The following is a 17,986-nucleotide window of genomic DNA, read 5'->3' on the forward strand; positions in this document are numbered from 1 at the left end:
CCTTGACTAGAGATGATGCGCGGGCGTTGTTCGCCGCAACTGACCTCACTTTCGCTGATTTGCTGCCCAGCGATTTGAAAGCCCTCAAAAACGAACTGGACGCCTCGCTTCGGGCGTCCGGCTTGATGGATGGCACCTTCCGAATGAGGCCAAGGGTTCAGTTTTTTGACTGGCCTGCAGGCTGGGCCGCCCTGAGATGCGATTCCCGGCACTTCGAAAACCGTGAGGCGGTCTCATTTAACCCCGGCGGCTTTATCGGCCTTGCCGGCTGGGCTGACGACACAAATATTCAACCTGTCTTGGAGGGCTTCGTCAGCTGGTGCAAGAAACTGCCGCCGATCATAGCAGCCCGCGTCTTGGTGTCGGAGGCCGCCCATGGCTGAAACCTCCGCAATCGAGTGGTGCGACGCCACCGTGAATTTCTGGTGGGGCTGCACGAAGGTCTCGCCCGGGTGCGATCATTGCTATGCCGAGAGCTGGAACGCGTTTCGCGGCACCGGCGAATGGGGCCCGGGGGCGCCGCGGCGGAAGATCAAATCCGCCGTGTCCCTGATCCGGATGCTGAACCGCAAATCCTCGCTGACGTTTTTCAACGAGCATAGCCGCCTGATGCGCGTTTTCATGCAGTCCATGTCGGACACCTTCGATAACGAAGTGGACGATGCCTGGCGGCAGGAGCTGTTCACCGAAGCGGCCCACGCCATTGGCCTGCGCATCATCTTCCTGACCAAGCGCGGCGCGAACGTCGCCAAGATGGTGCCGACCTCGTGGCTCGATAACTGGCCCCGTCACATTGGCCTGATGTTCTCCATCACGTCGCAGCGCGAGGCAAACCGGGACATCCCCCGTCTGATCGATCTTAAGCAGCGTCTCGGCCTGCCATGGATCGGCTTGAGCTTGGAACCCCTCCTTGGGCGCACCCGTCTTAAGGCTGAATGGCTGGATCACATCGATTGGGTAATTGTCGGCGGCGAGAGTGGCAAGGATGCCCGTCCGATGCATCCGGAGTGGCTCGACGACATCATGAACGCCTGCACGCTGCGCCGCTACCCGCGCAAGCCGGTCCCGTTCCTGTTCAAGCAGTGGGGCGAGTGGGTTCCGGCCGACGTTGCGCGCAAGCTGCCGGGCGTCAAGCCGATGCAGGCCTACCCGAGCGTTGACCTGCCCCGCGACGACAACGCATTCTCCGTCACCAATCTCGGCACAGTGCAAATGGTGCGGGTGGGCAAGAAAGCTGCTGGCCGTGAGATTTACGGCACCGAATATCTCCAGTTTCCGAAGGCGTTGGCGGCATGACGGAAACTGCTCCCCTCTTTGCCGGCATCGGCGGCCACCACAGCGCGCGGGCACGCACCGACGAGTGGCTGACGCCTCCCAGCATCATTGAAGCGCTGGGCGGCGCTGCATCGTTCGATCTTGACCCCTGCTCGCCCATCGTGAGGCCTTGGCCTACGGCGAAACGGCATCTGACGATCGAGGACAACGGGCTTACGAAACCGTGGGGCGGCCGGGTCTGGCTGAACCCTCCGTATTCCACATCCGTTATCGGTCTCTGGCTGGGCCGCCTTGCTCATCACGATGACGGCGTCTCCCTCATCTTCGCCCGCACCGAAACTGATGCGTTCTTCCGTTTCGTGTGGGAGCGAGCAGCCGCGGTGCTTTTCCTCCGCGGTCGGATCAATTTCCACCTGGTAGACGGCAGGCGGGCGACGAAGAACAGCGGTGCGCCGTCGGTGCTATGCGCCTATGGTCTCGACAACGCGGCCCAGCTCGGCCATTGCGGCATTGACGGCCAATTTGTGCCCCTCCTCCTGCCTCGTTTCTGGACTGGTACCAGCGTAACGCAGACATGGCGCGAGGTGCTGGCCGCTTTCATGTCCGAGAAGCGCGGACCTATCCCTCTTGCTGAAATCTACCGGGCGCTCGTCAGGCACCCGAAGGCCCGCAGCAATCGAAACGTTGAGGCGAAGATCCGGCAGGAGCTGCAACGCGGGCCGTTCGTCCGCGCGGCGAGAGGCTTATGGGAGGTCGCGACCAATGACTGACCGCATCGCCTGCATCAACCCCAATTGCCGCCGCACCGCCGGTCAGGACAAACACCCGGGCTCGTCGTGGATCATCTGCCGCAAATGCTGGAACACCCTCCCCGACCGCACGCGGAAGCGCTGGAGGCAGCTAAACGCCCGCTGGCGCAAGGTCGAGCGCACCATGCGCAAGCGGAAAACCGGCCCCGTGGTCTGGAACCGCGTCGTCGATCGCCTCGACGGCGCTTGGGACCGGCTCAACGACGATATCACCCACTATTTCACAGCCTCAGAGCAGCCCGTTGGCCTCGAGGACTTTTTGAAGGAGAACGGCCTTGTCTGACACCAAGGAAAAGCAGCATTGGGCCGTCGAGGTCCGCGTTGATGGCGAGCAGGTTATAACGATCGAGAGTGATTTCAGCCTTGCCGGCATCAATCCTCTTGGGCCTTACGAGGAATCGGTGCGCCTCGCGGCCGAACATCTTACCTCCTTCATCGGCCGCCGCCCGCCGACGATTGAAATTATCGACCTCCGCGAAGCCGGATCAGACGGCGGCGGGCTTATGGGATATTGGGCGAAGGGCCACCACGATCGATATGCATTCGCCCAGGCGGTCAACGAACATACCGGCGCTGATTGCTACTACGACACGAGATACGTGGTCGTGTCTCGTCTCGACTACGGCCCGCAGCCCGTCCGCCACGAATGGTGGCGCGCTGTTCCGCTTTCCGGAGAGCCGGGTCACAGCGTCTATCACAGCGCAGAGCCGCATTCCCGAGGCGCGTTTCCCGTCACTGTCACCACGATCGTCGAGGACCGCGAGCGCAAGGCCGCCCAGCGTGGAATCGACGATTACCACAAGGGCAGCCGCAGCGGCTTCGCCGAAGGTCTCAATTGGGCGCTGCGCCAGCTCGACAACATCAACGAAGAGGCTGGCAAGACGCTGCTTGCCCGCTACCGCGAAAGGGACAAGGTATGAACATGACTGTGCAGAACGCAACCGGCAAGCGGCCGATCGCCGCGCTAAAGCTGCCCGACGTCACCCCCTGCGAAATCACCACGGCCCCGCCGGAACTGCGCATAGTGCCGCCCGCAACTCTCTATGTCGACGAGAGTTACCAGCGCGGGCTTTCAGAGCGCTCAGTGAAGCTGATCCGCAAGATCGTCTCGGAATGGTCGTGGACCGCGTTCAAGCCGCCTGTCGTGGTCGAGGTGGATGGACGGCTGGAAGTCATCGACGGCCAGCACACGGCGATCGGCGCGGTGACGCACGGCGGCATCGACAATCTCCCCGTTCTCGTGGTCAAGGCAGAAACCCACGAAACTCGCGCCAGCGCTTTTGTTCGACATAACCGCGACCGCATTCAGGTCACGGCGACCCAGCTCCACAACGCTATGGTGGCGGCGGGCGACGAAGACGCGCTGACCATCGCCCAGGTTTGCGAGCGCGCCGGCGTCGTCATTCTGCGCAATCCCCCGCCGTTCGCGAAATTCAAACCAGGCGAAACGCTCGCGGTCAGCACCATCAAATCGCTGGTAAACCGTCGCCACGCCGCCGGCGCTCGCAAGGTCCTCGAGATTTGCCGCGCGGCTGGGGCAGCACCGGTCTCGGCAGACATGATCAAGGCTGTCGAGCATCTTCTCTACGCGAAAGAATATCAGGGCGAGATTGAAGGCGAGCGCATCAGCCTCATCATTTCTGCCAAGGGCTCAACGATCGAGAGCGAGGCCCAGCGCTTCGCGGCCGAGCGCAAGGTGCCGCGTTGGCGGGCTTATGCATCGGTCATTTTCATGAACCGCCGAAAGCCACGGAATGGATGATCTGGTTCGTTGCCAGCAAGAAGAAATCGAGACGCTGCGCGAGCGCCTTAGACAAGCGCTCGCCGCCCTTGCTCCGATGGAGTTCTTTCCGCCGGTCGAATGGGGGCTGACGGCGAGTGAGGCCAGAATATTCGCCCATTTGCGGGCGCGGCCGATCGCAACGAAACAGAGCCTCATGTCCGCCGTCTATGGCGATTGGATTGGCGACATACCGGACGAAAACACGCTCGAATCGCACATCAGCAGGCTGCGCCGGAAAATCGCGACGCACGGTTTCCAGATAAAGGGGGAGAGGTTCATGGGCTATCATCTGGTGAGTGCGGCGCATGGATGATCTTCTCGATATACAGGGCACCGAGATTGAGACCCTTCGGGAGCGGATCCGGCAGCTCGAAGACGCGCTCGCGCCGAGCAACATCCATATTCCAGTCGAGTGGCGTCTCACCGCTTCCGAAGCGAAGGTATTTGCCCACCTGACCACGCGCGACGTAGCAACGAAGCAATCCATCATGCTCGCGATGTACAGCGATAGCGTCGATGTCGAGCCAGAAATCAAGATCGTCGATGTCTTCGTCTGCAAGATGCGGAAGAAGCTCAAGACTTTTGGCGTCGAAATCGCCACGGTATGGGGCACCGGCTACGCCCTTACTGACAGAAATCAATTCATCCAGAAGGGCGAACACCATGCGTAACCAGAAGATTACCGAGCTGCTGCACCAGTATTTCGAACTCGGCGTCGCCGAAGGTCGCGAAGGCCGCAGTTATGATACGGAAGCCGGCGATGCGCAGCGTGTGCTTTCCGAGATCGAGGCAGAGATAGCCGCCCTGTCCGCTGCGGAGCCCGTGGCCGAGATTGTCGCGCAACGTGACGCGCTGATAGCGGCGGGCCTGAAATGCTGTAACGGAACCCCCAATCCGAACCTGCGCCCCTTCGATCTCGCCATGAGCTTCATCGACAGCACGAACACAGCCCGCAGAGCGGCGGATATGCTGTGGCATGAATACAAAGCCGAACTTGACGCCCTACGCGCCGCCCCGCCCGTGCCATCCGTGGCCGTGAAGGCTTTCCAGACAAACAAGGAAATGATCGAGGCGTTTGGCGTAGATCGTGTCCGTGAAGGAAGCCGAATGTGTTTCGAAGCCGATGGCACCGATACGTGGGAGGATTATTACGAGGTGCCATTCCATGCGCTGGCCCGCATTCGCTCCGCCCTCTCCGCACAGGTGCAGGACGTGGCGGGTTGGCAGCTTGTGCCGATAGAGCCGACTTGGGAAATGATGCGGGCGATGTTTGAAGCCATGTTTGAGGCTTCATTCGACGGTACACAGGCTCCAATGGTCGGCGCAGGATATGACGCAGCCATCGCCGCAGCACCCGCAAAACAGGAGGGCTGAGGCATGACCTTCGAAAAAAAAGAAGCGAAATGGCCTTGGCGCGATTTCCTCACTGATGAGGAGAAAGAAGCCTTGGCCAAAGCCGACGCGGCAAAAGCTATTTGGGAGAGCCTCAATCTCCAGCGCGCATCGATCCAAAACCGGGCGATTCAGCGCGCCAAATATGCCGCCTCAAAGCAGGAGGGCGGCCATGACTGATATCGAGCCAATCCACTGCGCCCACTGCGGCCCCGGCAATAGCATGGTCGAGGCCTACGAAGACGACTATGGTTATTGGAAAGTCGGGTGCGGCGCTTGCGGATCGCACTCTGGCACTTTGCATCCCAACCATAAGCCAGACGCTAGGCGGCTCGTCATCGAAAGCTGGAATCGGCGACCTGATGTTGATGAACTGCGCACCCAGCTCGCCACCGTCCTCGAGGACCGCGCCCGGTTCCCCGACAAGCCGGACATGATCGGCAACATGATAAGTGCCCACTACGGCAACCTCAAAGCAAAGGCCGAGGCTGCCGAGGAACATGCTCGTCGCCTCCATCTAGACAAGAAAGTGGCAATACAGAATGCCAGGCGGCAGGCCTTCGAGCTGGCCGCCGGCACCCACCAAACTCGCGTGACCGAGATCCGGAACGATCCTGCCAGCTACAAAAACGGCAAGATCACCAAAAGCGCGAAGCGTGCTTCGGATTTTCACGAACGATCGGCGCAGGTAATTCTCGCCCTGCAGGCTGAGGAGCGATGATGAACGTCGACGACGAGTTCAGCAAAGCGCTGCGTAAACTACCCGTCCCTGTCCCGTGTTTTTCCAATGGGGCATGTTGTCCATGGTGCGGCGCGCTCAACAAGACCGTCACCTTCGGCATGAACAATTGCGTGGAATGCGAAAAGGAATATGCCTTCGGATATCCTGATTGGCACTCCGAGAAAGACCCTATTAGCTGGGTCCCTTTTCCATTCGCCGATTTTAAGGCCTGCGGCAGCCGCGCCGATCTCATTCCAGAGTTCAAGCCGAACGAACGATTGCAGCAAATCTACTTCCAAAAGGCCGAAGAGCACATCGGTCGTTATGCCGACATGACTACGCCAAACTGAGGGATGAACAGATGGCAAAACTCACCGAAGCCAAATTCGCCCAGCTCTGCGCCTACATCGCCACAAACGCCGCGAAGTGGGCTGGCGATGCACTTGAGCTGCCCAAAGATCACCAGCGGCCGGTGGATGCCAAAACGGTGAAACGCTTCACCGATGAGATGCGCGGGCGGCTTGATCGCCTGGACGAACTGGCGGGCGGCTAAGCCGATATCCGTTTTTTCCTCGAGGGGGCCGGGTTCGGCCCCTTTTTGTTGATCCTGACAGGCCCGTTCACAAACTCCTCGAGCGACGGCACGCCTTCCAGCACCAGATCAGCATAGATCTGCGCCAGTTCTTTTCGCCGCTCTATGTGGAGCGCACGATTGTATGCCGCTTCGACTTTATCTTTCGGGGTGTGGGCCAGCATCAAGTCTAAGACGTATCGGTCCTGCGGGAACCGCTCATTCATGATTGAGGAGAACGATGCACGAAAGCCGTGGGGCACATGCTTTTCGTAATAATCTGCCCGGTTCAGGAAATAGCCCATGGCATTTAAGGACATCGGTTGCGTCGGCCGCCGCGGATTCGGAAATACAAATTCGCCCCTGCCAGTCAGACGCCGCAACAAAGCAATAATCTCCATCGCCTGCCGTGGAAGCGGCACAAGATGATCGTAGAGATCGTCTGTTTTCCGATCCAGCTTGAGCTTCATTCGTGACGCAGGGATGCGCCAGACCGGATTGTCCTCGTCCAAATCGTCCCACTCCGCCCAAGGCGTAGCTGCGAGGGTACCAGGTCGCACCGCCGTAACAGCGAGCAGTCTCAGACCCAATTTTACATGAGGCCGCCCAGGCGTTTTACACACATCGGAAAGAAGCTGCCTGACTGCCTCGACAGTGGTCAGAGCTGGACGCCTACCCTTGTGAAGCGGAACCAGTGCGCCCTGCACCACGGCAGCCGGATCGCTCGTCGCTCGACCGGTGGAAATGGCGTAGACGAAGATGGCTGATATACGCTGACGGTGTCGCTTCGCCGTCTCGACAGCACCCCGCTTCTCGATCAGGCGCAGCACACCAAGGACGATCGGCGCGTCGATCGCAGTGATGGGCAGCCCGCCAATGTGGGGCAACACGTCACGCTTGAGCGTTCGCCAGACCTCGTTGGCATGGGCTGGCGCCCAAACAGTGCTGGCAAGGTCGAACCACTCCTTCGCGACAACCGCAAACGTCGCTTCCGCGTCAGAGCGCTGGATCGCCTTTTCAAGCTTTTTCTGTGCGGACGGGTCTTTCCCCGATTTGAGGAACTGGCGCGCCTCGTCCCTCGCACGCCGTGCATCGAGCAAACCCATCTCAGGATAATCACCTATGACGAGCGTCTTTTCCTTGCCGAGAAATTCGTAGCGGTACCGGAAAATTTTGCTACCTGCCTTCGTAACATAGACGTGCAGGCCATTGGTGTCAGAGAGCTTATAAGGCTTGTCCTGCGCCTTCGCTTTTCGAATCGCCGTGTCGGTTAGCACGCCCACCCCATCGATACCCGGTTTTCGCCACCTGATACCCGGTTTGGTACCCGGAAATGACCGGGATAGTACGAAACCTTATGGGAACCAGTGGGAACATATGAACCGGAACTGCTCCGGCACGCAAGGGCCAACAGGAACATATGGGAACATATGCGAAACAAAAGTGGCAGATGGGGTGGGATTCGAACCCACGGTACGCTCTCACGCACGCCGGTTTTCAAGACCGGTTCCTTAAACCACTCGGACACCCATCCTTCGGTGGTGAGGCTTTATAGCGGTTTGAAAATGGCCGTCAATCCCGGCAGTCGCAAGCCGTTGCCGTCCGCCCGCCTGCATATATCCAGTCACTGTCCAGGTGTTGTCGCCGGCGGCAGCAGAGACCCTTCGCCCGCAGGAACCGCGGGGACCTGTTGGGACGAATCAAACAGCGTCAGGCTGAGAACGATTGCGACAAGCACCAGCAAAAGCGCCACGAAGAAGATTCCGGATTTATCCATGCGTCTGCTCATGTCTCTTTATGTTAGGAGCAAATATGTGCAATTCGAGGCAAGGAAAGAATAGGATGGCTTGCTGTCAAGTTGCCTGACAGATTTAGCGAGTTCATCTCTTCAAATCCTCCTCACTTGAGCAAATTTTATGCGCCGGCGTACTGTTTGGGACGGAAGTGGCCTATCGCGTCAGCAATATTGTCGCTTATATAGTCACATCGCTCCCGGGCATTGCCCAACTTTCCCCGAGCGATCAACCTGCCCCGCCCGTTTGCGGGGCTTTTTTTCTTTAATGCGCCTCTAAAAAACGTCTGCATGCGACAGGCCAGCCTGTGGACAATATACTATTGGCCGTTTGATTATTCAGACCCCGATGCCGGGGCCGCCATCACCGTGCCGTCCGCCACCCCGAAGAATATCCTCGAACAGGTTCAGCACCGCTGGCGGCAACGTGTCAGACAATTCGGCAAGGATTTCGTTGGCGCGATTATAGGAGTAGATGGCGCAGAGCGTCAGCACCAAAAGCACGATCCACGGCCAGATTGGCTTGCGCCTTGGCGGTGTCCCGTTCGGTTGTTGCGGCATGGTCATCCGGCACCTCCCGTTCAGGCCTTCACGCGCGGTTCACCTCCGGGCGCATAGGCGGTTTTTTGCAGGAAACGAAATATGTTGCCGCACTGGCCACAACGGATCATGAAATCGGTCGGATCACCCGAGGCGCGTTCGGTGCGAAACCCCCGCGGCATTTCATCGACGCGAAAATCGACATCGGCGCGGCTCTTTTCATCTGATTCCGACACTTCGGCAAAACCCTGATGACCACATTTGGAACATTCGAGTTTCCGGGAATATCTGTCGCGCGCTGCCATATGCCGTCCTTTGCTTGCGCCCTATCAGGTAGCAGCGGCAAAACAGCATTTCAATGGCGATCGCCGCAGGTTAAAGCTTTGTCAGCCAATTTCCGGCCCGGAAATCGCCCCCGCGACAAGAACGAATCTGGAAGCCCATGCAGAACGGAACACCCCTGCTTTCCTCGTCGCTGATACGTCGCGCCGCCACCATTGCCGGAATTCTTCTCATTTTAGTCATCGCACTTAATATCGGCGTCAAATGGTATGGCGAACGTATCCTGAAGGCGGGCCACACGACGGCGACCGACGAGGTGCAGATAACAATCGGCAACGACCGGCTCAATCTCGCGAAAAACACGCTGCGCCTGCCCTCCGGTCGTGAGGGCGGCGAGCAGGAGCGAATCGATCTTTATCTGACCTGGCCCGGCCTCAACGGATATGAGGAAGGGAATCGCGCCATATTCGACGATCCGGCGCAGGCGACGGGGCTGGTTTATATTCAGCTGTCGCAAAGCACCATGTCACAGGACATGTCAGGCCGTTTCGGGCCGATCTATGCCCGGTTGACGGAAGGAGACCCTGTGCCGCTGAAGCACGGATTGTTGCTGCACCGCCTGCGCGCCGATTCCGGTTACGGCAAGGAAGTTATCTTGACCGGACGACGCGAAAGTGAAGGCGACTACGTTGTGCGCTGCCTTCTGCCGCAAACACCGCAGAAAGCCACGGGCAGCGACTGCCAGAGGGATATCCACGTCGGGCAGGATCTCAGTCTTTTTTACCGTTTCTCCTCCGGCCTGCTGCCGCAATGGCAAAAACTCGACACCGATGTGAAACATTATGTCGAGCAGCGCCTCGCAAAAGACGGAAATCCGTGAAACGACATGGCACAGATTGCGTGCGAAAAGTCGCATTTTATGGAGGGTGGATACCTTTCATAAACCACTTGGTAACGCCATCCCGATAAAGTTTCTCCCCGGAGCTATCGGGCGGGGCGTGTCCGAGCGGAACAGAAATATGCGATTGAAGAGTTCAGCAGTGTTGAAAAATGTATCTGGGGTACATTCGCGCAAAGCGGGTGCGACGTCTTTTGTAAGGTTTCTGGCGATGACCCTTGCTGCGGCGTTCATAACCGCAACATCCGTGGGCACCGCGCAGGCGGAACCGAAATATGCGGGCATCGTCATCGACGCCAAGACCGGCAAGGTTCTCTACGGCGAGGATCCGGACGGTTTGCGTTATCCCGCCTCTCTGACAAAGATGATGACGCTTTATCTGACGTTCGAGGCGCTTAATTCCGGACGCATCTCGCTTGATTCCAAGGTGCCCGTCTCGGCCAATGCCGCCAAGGAGCCGCCATCCAAACTCGGCGTGCGCGCCGGCGGCGCCATCACGGTCGAGCAGGCCATTCTCGCTCTTGTCACTCGCTCTGCCAACGACATGGCGACAGCGCTCGGTGAATATCTCGGCGGCTCGGAAGACCGTTTCGCCAGAATGATGACCGCCAAGGCCCGTGCGCTCGGCATGACCCGCACGACCTACCGCAACGCCAACGGCCTGCCCAACACGGCGCAGATGACGACGGCGCGCGATCAGGCCCGTCTCGGCATCGCCCTTCGCCAGCATTATCCGCAATATTACGGTTACTTCTCCACCCGCACCTTCAATTTTGGCAAGCAGGTTATCGGCAACCATAATCGTCTTGTCGGAACCGTTAAGGGCGTGGATGGCATCAAGACCGGTTACACCCGCGCAGCCGGCAGCAATCTTGCCACTTCGGCGCAGATCGATGGCCGTTCCATCGTTGCCGTTGTTCTCGGCGGTCGCTCCAGCGCCGCCCGTGACGCGACCATGCGCAAGCTTGTCGCGACCTATCTGCCGCAGGCATCGCGTGGCGGCAACAGCAACCTGATCGCCCAGACACGGTCCGCGCCCGTCGAAGAGCCCGTCGCCGTGGCGGCAGCTGTTCCTTCCGTTGCGGTCGCGGCTACCAATGCCGGCCTGCCCAATGCCGGCCCCGTGCCGCAAGCCCGTTATGAAGAAGCACCGGTCACCGCCTTTGCAGGCTCCTCTTCCAATGCTGCCGTCAAGGCCATGGAAGCCGCTACCTGGCAGAAGGGCAAGGATCCGGTTGTTCGCGCGCCGATCGCTCCTGATCGCAGCATGATCACCAACTCGACCAAGGTGGATAATATCGTCACCGCTTCCGTCGCCCCTTCGGCTCTGGCTACGGCTGCCGCACCTCAGGGTGGCTGGGTGATCCAGATCGGCGCATCGCCGGATGAAAACTCCGCCCGCGGCCTGTTGCAGAACGCGCAGGAAAAAGGTGGTGCGGCCCTGCGTTCCGCAAAACCCTTCACGGTCGCCTTCAGCAAGGACGGCTCCCAGATCTACCGTGCCCGTTTCGGCGGCTTTGATGGCCAGAACGCCGCGGTAAATGCATGCAATGCATTGAAAAAGAAAGGCGTCAGCTGCTGGGCGTCACTCCAGTAACCGATGTTTCCGCAGGCGGTGTTCATTGTCGAAACATCGCCTGTCTCCTCGAATTGTGTAATGTGTAGCGAGGCTTTCCAAGATGGCAGTTAACGAGAATTATTCGGACATTGCGTCTGGCAACGGGCAAAGCAGTCTGTCGGTTCTGCATCCCATTCATGAGGCAGCGATGCGGATCGCCGATCTCGGTCTCAACCGCTCCAAGGCAAAGACGCGTGATCTGGTCAGCCTGCTCCTGTCGCATGGCGCCCGCGCCTGGCGCGCCAACCAGCCGGAAGCCAGCATCCACCTTCACGTGGCCCGCCGTTCCGGACGTGCGCCGATCCATATCCGAATTCGATAACGAACGAATTAGCCAGATAAGACCCAAAGAAAAACCCCGCGGTGCCTGAGCGCCGCGGGGTTTTCTGTTGATTGACGAGAGAGAAACGAGGCGGCTTACGCCTCGCTCTCCGGCGCCTCAGGCGTATCCGGCAGATTGTCTTCCGCCTCGTCGCCATTGCCGTTTTCCGCCTCGTCGTCGCCTTCCGGCTCGTTGATGCGCTCCACGGAAACCACCTTCTCATCCTTTGCGGTGGAGAAGATCGTCACGCCCTTGGTGGCGCGGCTGGCGATGCGGATGCCGTTGACAGGCACACGGATAAGCTGGCCGCCATCGGAAACCAGCATGATCTGGTCGCCTTCGTCCACGGGGAAAGCCGCGACGAGTTCGCCGATCTCCGCCGTCTTCGAGGTATCGGTGGCGCGGATACCCTTGCCGCCGCGGCCCGATGTGCGGAAGTCATAAGAGGACGAGCGCTTGCCGTAGCCCTTCACGGACACCGTCAGCACGAATTCTTCGCGCGCCTTCAGCTCCTGATAGCGCTCTTCGCTGAGTTCGCCCTCTTCCGTCACTTCCTCACCAACGAGCGCGATGTCGTCTTCATCGACGCCTGCGGCGCGCCGTTCGGCCGCCGAGCGCTTCAGATAGGCTGCACGCTCCCACGGTTCAGCTTCCACATGGCCGACAATGGTCATGGAAATGATGCGGTCGCCGTCTGCCATATTGATGCCACGCACACCGACCGAGTTGCGGCCGGCAAAGACGCGCACATCGTCCACGGGGAAGCGGATGCACTGGCCGAGAGCAGTGGTCAGAAGCACGTCGTCCCGATCCGTACAGGTTTCGACCGAGAGGATTTCGTCACCCTCTTCGTCGAGCTTCATGGCGATCTTGCCGTTGCGGTTGACCTGAACGAAATCGCCGAGCTTGTTACGGCGAACCGTGCCGCGCGTCGTCGAGAACATCACGTCAAGCGTTTCCCAAGTGGTTTCATCCTCGGGCAATGGCATGATGGTGGTGATACGTTCACCGGGTTCCAGCGGCAGCATGTTGATAAGGGCCTTGCCCTTGGACTGCGGCGTGCCGATGGGCAGGCGCCAGACCTTTTCCTTGTAGACGATGCCGCGCGAGGAGAAGAACAGCACCGGCGTATGGGTGTTGGCAACAAAGAGACGATTGACGAAATCCTCGTCGCGCGTCGCCATGCCGGAACGACCCTTGCCGCCACGACGCTGCGCCCGGTAGGTGGTGAGCGGCACGCGCTTGATATAGCCGAGATGCGAAACGGTAACGACCATGTCTTCCCGGGCGATGAGGTCTTCATCGTCCATATCGGGACCGCCCTCGACGATCTCGGACCGGCGCGGCGTGCCGAACTCATCACGGATGGCGATGAGTTCGTCCGTAACGATCTGCATGATGCGCAGACGCGACGACAGAATGTCGAGATATTCGCTGATTTCCGCGCCGATCTTGTTCAGCTCGTCGCCGATTTCATCGCGACCCAGCGCCGTCAGACGGGCAAGGCGCAATTCGAGAATGGCACGCGCCTGCTCTTCGGACAGATTATAGGTGCCGTCTTCATTGATGCGGTGGCGTGGATCGTCGATGAGCAGGATCAGGCTTTCCACATCCCGCGCCGGCCAGCGCCGCGTCATCAACTCCTCGCGGGCCGAAGCCGGATCGGGAGCGTGACGGATGACGCGGATGACTTCGTCGATATTGGCAACGGCAATCGCCAGACCCACCAACACATGCGCGCGGTCACGCGCCTTGCGCAGCAGGTACTTGGTGCGGCGGCTGACGACATCCTCGCGGAACGCGACGAAGGCGCGCAGCATGTCGAGCAGCGTCATCTGTTCCGGCTTGCCGCCGTTCAGCGCCACCATGTTGCAGCCAAATGAGGTCTGCAGCGGTGTATAGCGATAAATCTGGTTCAGGATGACGTCGGCATTGGCGTCGCGCTTCAGCTCGACGACGACGCGATAACCCTGGCGGTCGGATTCGTCACGCAGGTCGGAAATGCCCTCGATGCGCTTTTCCTTGACCAGTTCGGCCATCTTCTCGATCATCGAGGCCTTGTTCACCTGATAGGGAACTTCGGTAATGATGATCTGCTCGCGGTCGCCACGCATCGGCTCGATGGTGGCGCGGCCGCGCATGATGACCGATCCGCGACCCGTCTCGTAAGCCGAGCGTATGCCGGAGCGGCCCATGATCAGCGCGCCGGTCGGGAAATCCGGGCCGGGAATGATCTGCATCAGTTCGGGCAGCTCGATCGCCGGGTTCTCGATCAGCGCGATACAGCCGTCAATGACCTCAGACAGATTGTGCGGCGGAATATTGGTGGCCATACCCACCGCAATGCCGCCTGCCCCGTTGACCAGCAGGTTCGGGAATTTCGCTGGAATAACCACCGGTTCCTGCAACGTGCCATCATAGTTGTCACGGAAATCGACGGTTTCCTTGTCGAGATCGTCGAGCAGCGAATGGGCGGCCTTCTCCAGACGGCATTCGGTATAACGTTCAGCCGCAGGCGGATCGCCATCGATGGAGCCGAAATTGCCCTGACCGTCGATCAGCGGCAGGCGGAGCGACCAGTCCTGCGCCATACGCGCCAACGCATCATAGATCGCCGAATTGCCGTGCGGATGGAATTTACCCATCACGTCACCGGTGACGCGGGCGCATTTGACGTATTTCTTGTTCCAGTCGATGCCGAGTTCGGACATGCCGTAAAGAATACGGCGGTGAACCGGCTTCAGACCATCACGGACATCGGGAAGCGCGCGGGACACGATGACGCTCATGGCGTAATCGAGATAGGACCGCTGCATTTCCTCCATGATGGAAATCGGTTCAATGCCTGGCGGAAGTTTTCCGCCGCCGGGGGGGCTCTGGTCAGTCAAAACGGATCACATTCTCTGTTAAGAATCGGATGGATTTTTATAGCGGAAACAGCCACGTTAAGCCAATTTCCCGGCGAGTTTTGAACAGTCTTTTGCGTCATTTGCAAGACGAACACCGCTTTTCGCGATTTAGCCCGACAAAAGCACCGCCGCTCCCTTTCAAAGCAGCCGCGACTTGCGTAGGCTCGCGCACAAAAAGGCAATAAGCGGGGAAAGAATGGCCAGCAGCGAAACGCTCATCAACGCGCTCACCACACTTTTGGTCACGCTCGATCCGCCCGGTCTTGCGCCCGTGTTCCTGGCACTGACCGCTGGGATGACGCGTAGCCAGCGCAGTCAGGTTGCCCTGCGCGGCTCGCTGATCGCTTTCGGCATTCTCGCCGTCTTCGCCCTGTTCGGCCTCACCATCCTCAACCTGCTCGGCATTTCGCTTGGCGCCTTCCGCATCGCCGGCGGCCTTCTGCTATTCTGGATTTCCTTCGAGATGATTTTCGAAAAGCGTCAGGAGCGCAAGGAAAAGACATCGGAGATCGCCATCACCAAGGACCATCTGCACAATCTGGCGGTCTTTCCGCTGGCTTTGCCGCTGATTGCCGGGCCGGGCGCCATTTCCGCCACCGTGCTTCTCGCCGGCACGATGAAGACCACCATCGAGATGGTCGTGCTCATCCTGATCCTCGCTTTCGCCATGGCCCTTGTCTACGCGGCTTTGATCGTTGCGGAGCGCATGGACCGCTTTCTCGGCAATACCGGCCGCGCGATCCTCACCCGGCTGCTTGGCGTGCTGCTTGCCGCCCTTTCGGTGCAATTCGTGGTCGATGGCATAAAATCAGCCTTCGGCTTCTGAGAAGCAGCTGGCCGCGATATCTCGCAACAAATTCCCGCATCCAGCTGAAACTGTAAAAAATCCATCCTTTAAATCCGGCCACCGTTCCGGTTAAAAGACGCGCATCTTTTTCGGATTCGAAAGTTTTCTTCATGCGTTCCACGCTGCGTCGCCTCATCCCGGATGCCGCACCCGTCAGCAACAGGGAAAGGCTGCGTTCCGCGACCGGCGCCTTCGTGGGCATTCTCCTGACAGGACTTCTGGGCAGTCTCGCTCTGCGCTTCGACCCCACCCTGCCCGCCATGATCGCGCCGATGGGCGCTTCGGCCGTGCTTTTATTCGCCGTGCCCTCCAGCCCGCTGGCGCAGCCCTGGTCCATCCTGTGCGGCAATCTGGTATCGGCTTTCGTGGGTGTCACTGTGGCCTTGCTGGTTCCGGATCCATTCCTCGCCAGCGCGCTCGCCATCAGCCTTGCCATCGCCGCCATGATGGCGCTGCGCTGCCTGCACCCGCCAAGCGGCGCGGTGGCGCTGACGGCCGTCCTCGGCGGCCCCGCCGTGCACAGTCTCGGATATGGTTTCCTTCTGTGGCCAGTCGCCGGAAATTCACTGATCCTTCTTGCGCTGGCACTTGCCTATAACAATGCCACCGGCCGCGCCTATCCGCATGGCCTGAAGCTCGGAAAGGCCGCCCACGGCACGACGGATCCGACCCCCATCCAGAAAATCGGTTTCTCCTCCACTGACCTCGATGAGGTGCTGAAGGAATATGACGAAGTCCTCGATATCGACCGGGAGGAACTGGAGACCATCCTGCGCAAGACCGAGCTGCGCTCCTATCGCCGCCGCGCGCTGCATCTCGATTGCGCCAGCGTCATGTCGCGCGATGTGGTTGGCGTTGCCCCCGACGATAGCCTGCGCCATGCCCATGCGCTGATGCACAGCCACCATTTCAAGGCGCTGCCCGTCACCAACGATAAAGCCGAAATCCTCGGCATCGTCACCCAGACGGATTTTCTGGAAAAGGCGAGCTGGAGAAACGGCCGCCCCTCCATCGGTTTTCTGCAGCGGCTGCGCCTCATTCTTTCCGGCTCAAGTGCTCCCAACGATACCGTCAAGGACATCATGACATCGCCTGTCAGAACCGTGCGACCGGAAACCTCGATCGAAGAAGCCATCATCCGTTTTGCGGAAGAAGGGCTGCATTACCTGCCGGTGATCGACGCCAATGGCAAGATGGTGGGGATTGTCTCACAATCCGACGTCATGGTGGCGATGCTGGCCGACAAAGTCGCGGCGTAACCGCCACGACATCGAAATAACCGGCTCCCGCAGAAACCGGCAAAGCCGTTTGGCTAACGTTTCGCCTTCAAAAGCCGCTGCCACAGCGTGCCACCGAAAAACCGGCCGAGCACGATGAAATAGGCGATGATCAGCGCCAAGGCGATAAAGGCGGGCAGGCCGTTCAGGGCAAAACCTTGTGGTGTGCGCCCGCCTGCGACCGCTGCGACGAGAAACCCGGCGGCGAAAAACGCCGTCCAGAAATCGAGGAAAAAAGCGAGAATGATGCGCCAGGTGGCCGGTTGTTTTGTGGTCGGCTGTTTCGGTGCCGTATCATCACTCATGCCTGCCTCCTGTCACGCGTCACCTCATTCGCCGTCCGCTCAGAACGGAATATCGTCGTCCATATCGTTGGAGAAGCCGCCGGAAGGCTGGCCACCGCCACGCGAAGAGCCGCCGCGAGACGAAGACTGCTGGTCGTATCCGCCGCCATAACCGGAGCTGGAACCGCCACCGCTGCTGCCGTAATCTCCGCCACCGCCAAAATCACCGCCGCCGCTACGGCCGCCGCCGCCGCCCTCACCGCGACCATCAAGCATGGTCAGCGTGGAGTTGAAGCCCTGCAACACGATTTCGGTGGAGTAGCGGTCGTTACCGGTCTGGTCCTGCCACTTGCGGGTCTGCAGCTGACCTTCAATATAGAGCTTGGCGCCCTTCTTGACATATTGCTCGACGACCTTGCACAGGCCCTCGTTGAAAACCACGACCGTGTGCCATTCGGTCTTTTCCTTGCGCTCGCCGCTATTGCGATCGCGCCAGGTTTCCGAGGTGGCGATACGCAGGTTGGCGATGGGGCGGCCATCCTGCGTCCGGCGGATTTCGGGATCTGCGCCGACATTCCCGATCAGAATTACCTTGTTTACGCTACCAGCCATCTCGTCATCCTGTCCGCCGGCCATCATGACCGGCAATTGCATTTCAAAAAAATC

The 17,986-nt window shown here is 59.6% G+C and carries 25 protein-coding genes and 1 tRNA gene; 18 read left to right on the forward strand and 8 right to left on the reverse strand.

Annotated elements, in window-relative coordinates:
- Positions 1-2: 2 nt before the first annotated feature.
- Genes CFBP6623_RS06240 through CFBP6623_RS06300 form a run of 13 tightly spaced genes read left to right on the forward strand, consistent with a single transcriptional unit; the run spans position 3 to position 6,533 of the window.
- Entirely contained in the window at positions 3-383 is a 381-nt protein-coding gene (locus CFBP6623_RS06240) for a hypothetical protein (RefSeq protein ID WP_080842098.1), read from the forward strand.
- Positions 376-1,296 carry a DUF5131 family protein gene (locus CFBP6623_RS06245; protein WP_080842097.1) on the forward strand — a complete coding sequence of 307 codons (921 nt, stop codon included), beginning with the start codon at positions 376-378 and terminating at the stop codon, positions 1,294-1,296. Before CFBP6623_RS06240 ends, CFBP6623_RS06245 begins: the two co-directional genes overlap by 8 nt.
- The gene (locus CFBP6623_RS06250) at positions 1,293-2,045 is read left to right on the forward strand and encodes a DNA N-6-adenine-methyltransferase (RefSeq protein WP_080842096.1); all 753 of its coding nucleotides are present in this window, start codon (positions 1,293-1,295) and stop codon (positions 2,043-2,045) included. Before CFBP6623_RS06245 ends, CFBP6623_RS06250 begins: the two co-directional genes overlap by 4 nt.
- Positions 2,038-2,367, forward strand: a complete 330-nt coding sequence (locus CFBP6623_RS06255) for a hypothetical protein (protein WP_080842095.1) — start codon at positions 2,038-2,040, stop codon at positions 2,365-2,367. The genes CFBP6623_RS06250 and CFBP6623_RS06255 overlap by 8 nt, the downstream gene beginning before the upstream one ends.
- Positions 2,360-3,004 (forward strand): hypothetical protein, encoded by a 645-nt coding sequence (locus CFBP6623_RS06260; protein ID WP_080842094.1) that lies wholly within the window; start codon positions 2,360-2,362, stop codon positions 3,002-3,004. The genes CFBP6623_RS06255 and CFBP6623_RS06260 overlap by 8 nt, the downstream gene beginning before the upstream one ends.
- A complete protein-coding gene (locus CFBP6623_RS06265) occupies positions 3,001-3,846 on the forward strand; it encodes a DUF6551 family protein (RefSeq protein WP_233282613.1) in 846 nt (281 codons plus the stop codon). The genes CFBP6623_RS06260 and CFBP6623_RS06265 overlap by 4 nt, the downstream gene beginning before the upstream one ends.
- Positions 3,839-4,180, forward strand: coding sequence for a winged helix-turn-helix domain-containing protein (locus tag CFBP6623_RS06270; protein ID WP_080842093.1), 342 nt, complete (start codon positions 3,839-3,841; stop codon positions 4,178-4,180). The genes CFBP6623_RS06265 and CFBP6623_RS06270 overlap by 8 nt, the downstream gene beginning before the upstream one ends.
- On the forward strand, positions 4,173-4,538 hold the full coding sequence (locus CFBP6623_RS06275; RefSeq protein ID WP_080842092.1) for a helix-turn-helix domain-containing protein: 366 nt from the start codon (positions 4,173-4,175) through the stop codon (positions 4,536-4,538). Before CFBP6623_RS06270 ends, CFBP6623_RS06275 begins: the two co-directional genes overlap by 8 nt.
- Positions 4,531-5,241 (forward strand): hypothetical protein, encoded by a 711-nt coding sequence (locus CFBP6623_RS06280; protein WP_080842091.1) that lies wholly within the window; start codon positions 4,531-4,533, stop codon positions 5,239-5,241. Before CFBP6623_RS06275 ends, CFBP6623_RS06280 begins: the two co-directional genes overlap by 8 nt.
- Positions 5,242-5,244: 3 nt before the next feature.
- Positions 5,245-5,439, forward strand: coding sequence for a hypothetical protein (locus CFBP6623_RS06285; RefSeq protein WP_137002511.1), 195 nt, complete (start codon positions 5,245-5,247; stop codon positions 5,437-5,439).
- A complete protein-coding gene (locus CFBP6623_RS06290) occupies positions 5,432-5,980 on the forward strand; it encodes a Lar family restriction alleviation protein (RefSeq protein WP_080842090.1) in 549 nt (182 codons plus the stop codon). Before CFBP6623_RS06285 ends, CFBP6623_RS06290 begins: the two co-directional genes overlap by 8 nt.
- A complete protein-coding gene (locus tag CFBP6623_RS06295) occupies positions 5,980-6,330 on the forward strand; it encodes a hypothetical protein (RefSeq protein ID WP_232370413.1) in 351 nt (116 codons plus the stop codon). The genes CFBP6623_RS06290 and CFBP6623_RS06295 overlap by 1 nt, the downstream gene beginning before the upstream one ends.
- Positions 6,331-6,341: 11 nt before the next feature.
- A complete protein-coding gene (locus CFBP6623_RS06300; protein ID WP_080842089.1) occupies positions 6,342-6,533 on the forward strand; it encodes a hypothetical protein in 192 nt (63 codons plus the stop codon).
- Here CFBP6623_RS06300 and CFBP6623_RS06305 read toward each other — a convergent pair.
- The 5 genes from CFBP6623_RS06305 to CFBP6623_RS06325 all read right to left on the reverse strand — a co-directional run bounded on the left by CFBP6623_RS06305 (position 6,530) and on the right by CFBP6623_RS06325 (position 9,188).
- Positions 6,530-7,828, reverse strand: a complete 1,299-nt coding sequence (locus CFBP6623_RS06305; protein WP_080842614.1) for a tyrosine-type recombinase/integrase — start codon at positions 7,826-7,828, stop codon at positions 6,530-6,532. The two genes, CFBP6623_RS06300 and CFBP6623_RS06305, sit on opposite strands and share 4 nt — an antisense overlap.
- Before the next feature lie 167 nt (positions 7,829-7,995).
- Positions 7,996-8,085: transfer RNA gene (locus CFBP6623_RS06310), tRNA-Ser, on the reverse strand.
- A gap of 90 nt (positions 8,086-8,175) precedes the next feature.
- Positions 8,176-8,328: a hypothetical protein gene (locus tag CFBP6623_RS06315; RefSeq protein WP_167379149.1), complete on the reverse strand. Its 153-nt coding sequence runs from the start codon at positions 8,326-8,328 to the stop codon at positions 8,176-8,178.
- Positions 8,329-8,682: 354 nt separating this feature from the next.
- Positions 8,683-8,910 carry a hypothetical protein gene (locus tag CFBP6623_RS06320; RefSeq protein ID WP_046800152.1) on the reverse strand — a complete coding sequence of 76 codons (228 nt, stop codon included), beginning with the start codon at positions 8,908-8,910 and terminating at the stop codon, positions 8,683-8,685.
- A 14-nt stretch (positions 8,911-8,924) separates the two neighbouring features.
- Complete coding sequence (locus CFBP6623_RS06325; protein WP_046800151.1) at positions 8,925-9,188, reverse strand: hypothetical protein; 264 nt, start codon at positions 9,186-9,188, stop codon at positions 8,925-8,927.
- Between the two features lie 137 nt (positions 9,189-9,325).
- On the opposite strand from CFBP6623_RS06325, the gene CFBP6623_RS06330 reads away from it, so the two are divergent.
- The 3 genes from CFBP6623_RS06330 to CFBP6623_RS06340 all read left to right on the forward strand — a co-directional run bounded on the left by CFBP6623_RS06330 (position 9,326) and on the right by CFBP6623_RS06340 (position 12,003).
- Positions 9,326-10,045, forward strand: coding sequence for a hypothetical protein (locus CFBP6623_RS06330; RefSeq protein WP_046800150.1), 720 nt, complete (start codon positions 9,326-9,328; stop codon positions 10,043-10,045).
- Positions 10,046-10,184: 139 nt separating this feature from the next.
- Entirely contained in the window at positions 10,185-11,660 is a 1,476-nt protein-coding gene (locus CFBP6623_RS06335) for a D-alanyl-D-alanine carboxypeptidase family protein (protein WP_046800149.1), read from the forward strand.
- A gap of 82 nt (positions 11,661-11,742) precedes the next feature.
- Positions 11,743-12,003, forward strand: coding sequence for a hypothetical protein (locus CFBP6623_RS06340; RefSeq protein WP_046800148.1), 261 nt, complete (start codon positions 11,743-11,745; stop codon positions 12,001-12,003).
- 95 nt (positions 12,004-12,098) lie between these two features.
- On the opposite strand, the gene gyrA is transcribed toward CFBP6623_RS06340, so the two are convergent.
- Positions 12,099-14,891: a DNA gyrase subunit A gene (gyrA, locus tag CFBP6623_RS06345; protein ID WP_046800147.1), complete on the reverse strand. Its 2,793-nt coding sequence runs from the start codon at positions 14,889-14,891 to the stop codon at positions 12,099-12,101.
- 217 nt (positions 14,892-15,108) lie between these two features.
- Here gyrA and CFBP6623_RS06350 point away from each other — a divergent pair, with 217 nt between their 5' ends.
- Both CFBP6623_RS06350 and CFBP6623_RS06355 read left to right on the forward strand, forming a co-directional pair.
- Positions 15,109-15,738, forward strand: a complete 630-nt coding sequence (locus CFBP6623_RS06350) for a MarC family protein (RefSeq protein WP_046800146.1) — start codon at positions 15,109-15,111, stop codon at positions 15,736-15,738.
- A gap of 131 nt (positions 15,739-15,869) precedes the next feature.
- Entirely contained in the window at positions 15,870-17,018 is a 1,149-nt protein-coding gene (locus CFBP6623_RS06355; protein ID WP_046800145.1) for a CBS domain-containing protein, read from the forward strand.
- A gap of 53 nt (positions 17,019-17,071) precedes the next feature.
- On the opposite strand, the gene CFBP6623_RS06360 is transcribed toward CFBP6623_RS06355, so the two are convergent.
- Together CFBP6623_RS06360 and CFBP6623_RS06365 are read right to left on the reverse strand one after the other, a co-directional pair.
- Positions 17,072-17,341 carry a hypothetical protein gene (locus CFBP6623_RS06360; protein WP_046800144.1) on the reverse strand — a complete coding sequence of 90 codons (270 nt, stop codon included), beginning with the start codon at positions 17,339-17,341 and terminating at the stop codon, positions 17,072-17,074.
- 39 nt (positions 17,342-17,380) lie between these two features.
- Positions 17,381-17,974 (reverse strand): single-stranded DNA-binding protein, encoded by a 594-nt coding sequence (locus CFBP6623_RS06365; RefSeq protein ID WP_052760243.1) that lies wholly within the window; start codon positions 17,972-17,974, stop codon positions 17,381-17,383.
- Positions 17,975-17,986: the final 12 nt, after the last annotated feature.

The organism is Agrobacterium tumefaciens (assembly GCF_005221385.1).
Classification (GTDB): Bacteria; Pseudomonadota; Alphaproteobacteria; order Rhizobiales; family Rhizobiaceae; genus Agrobacterium; species Agrobacterium tomkonis.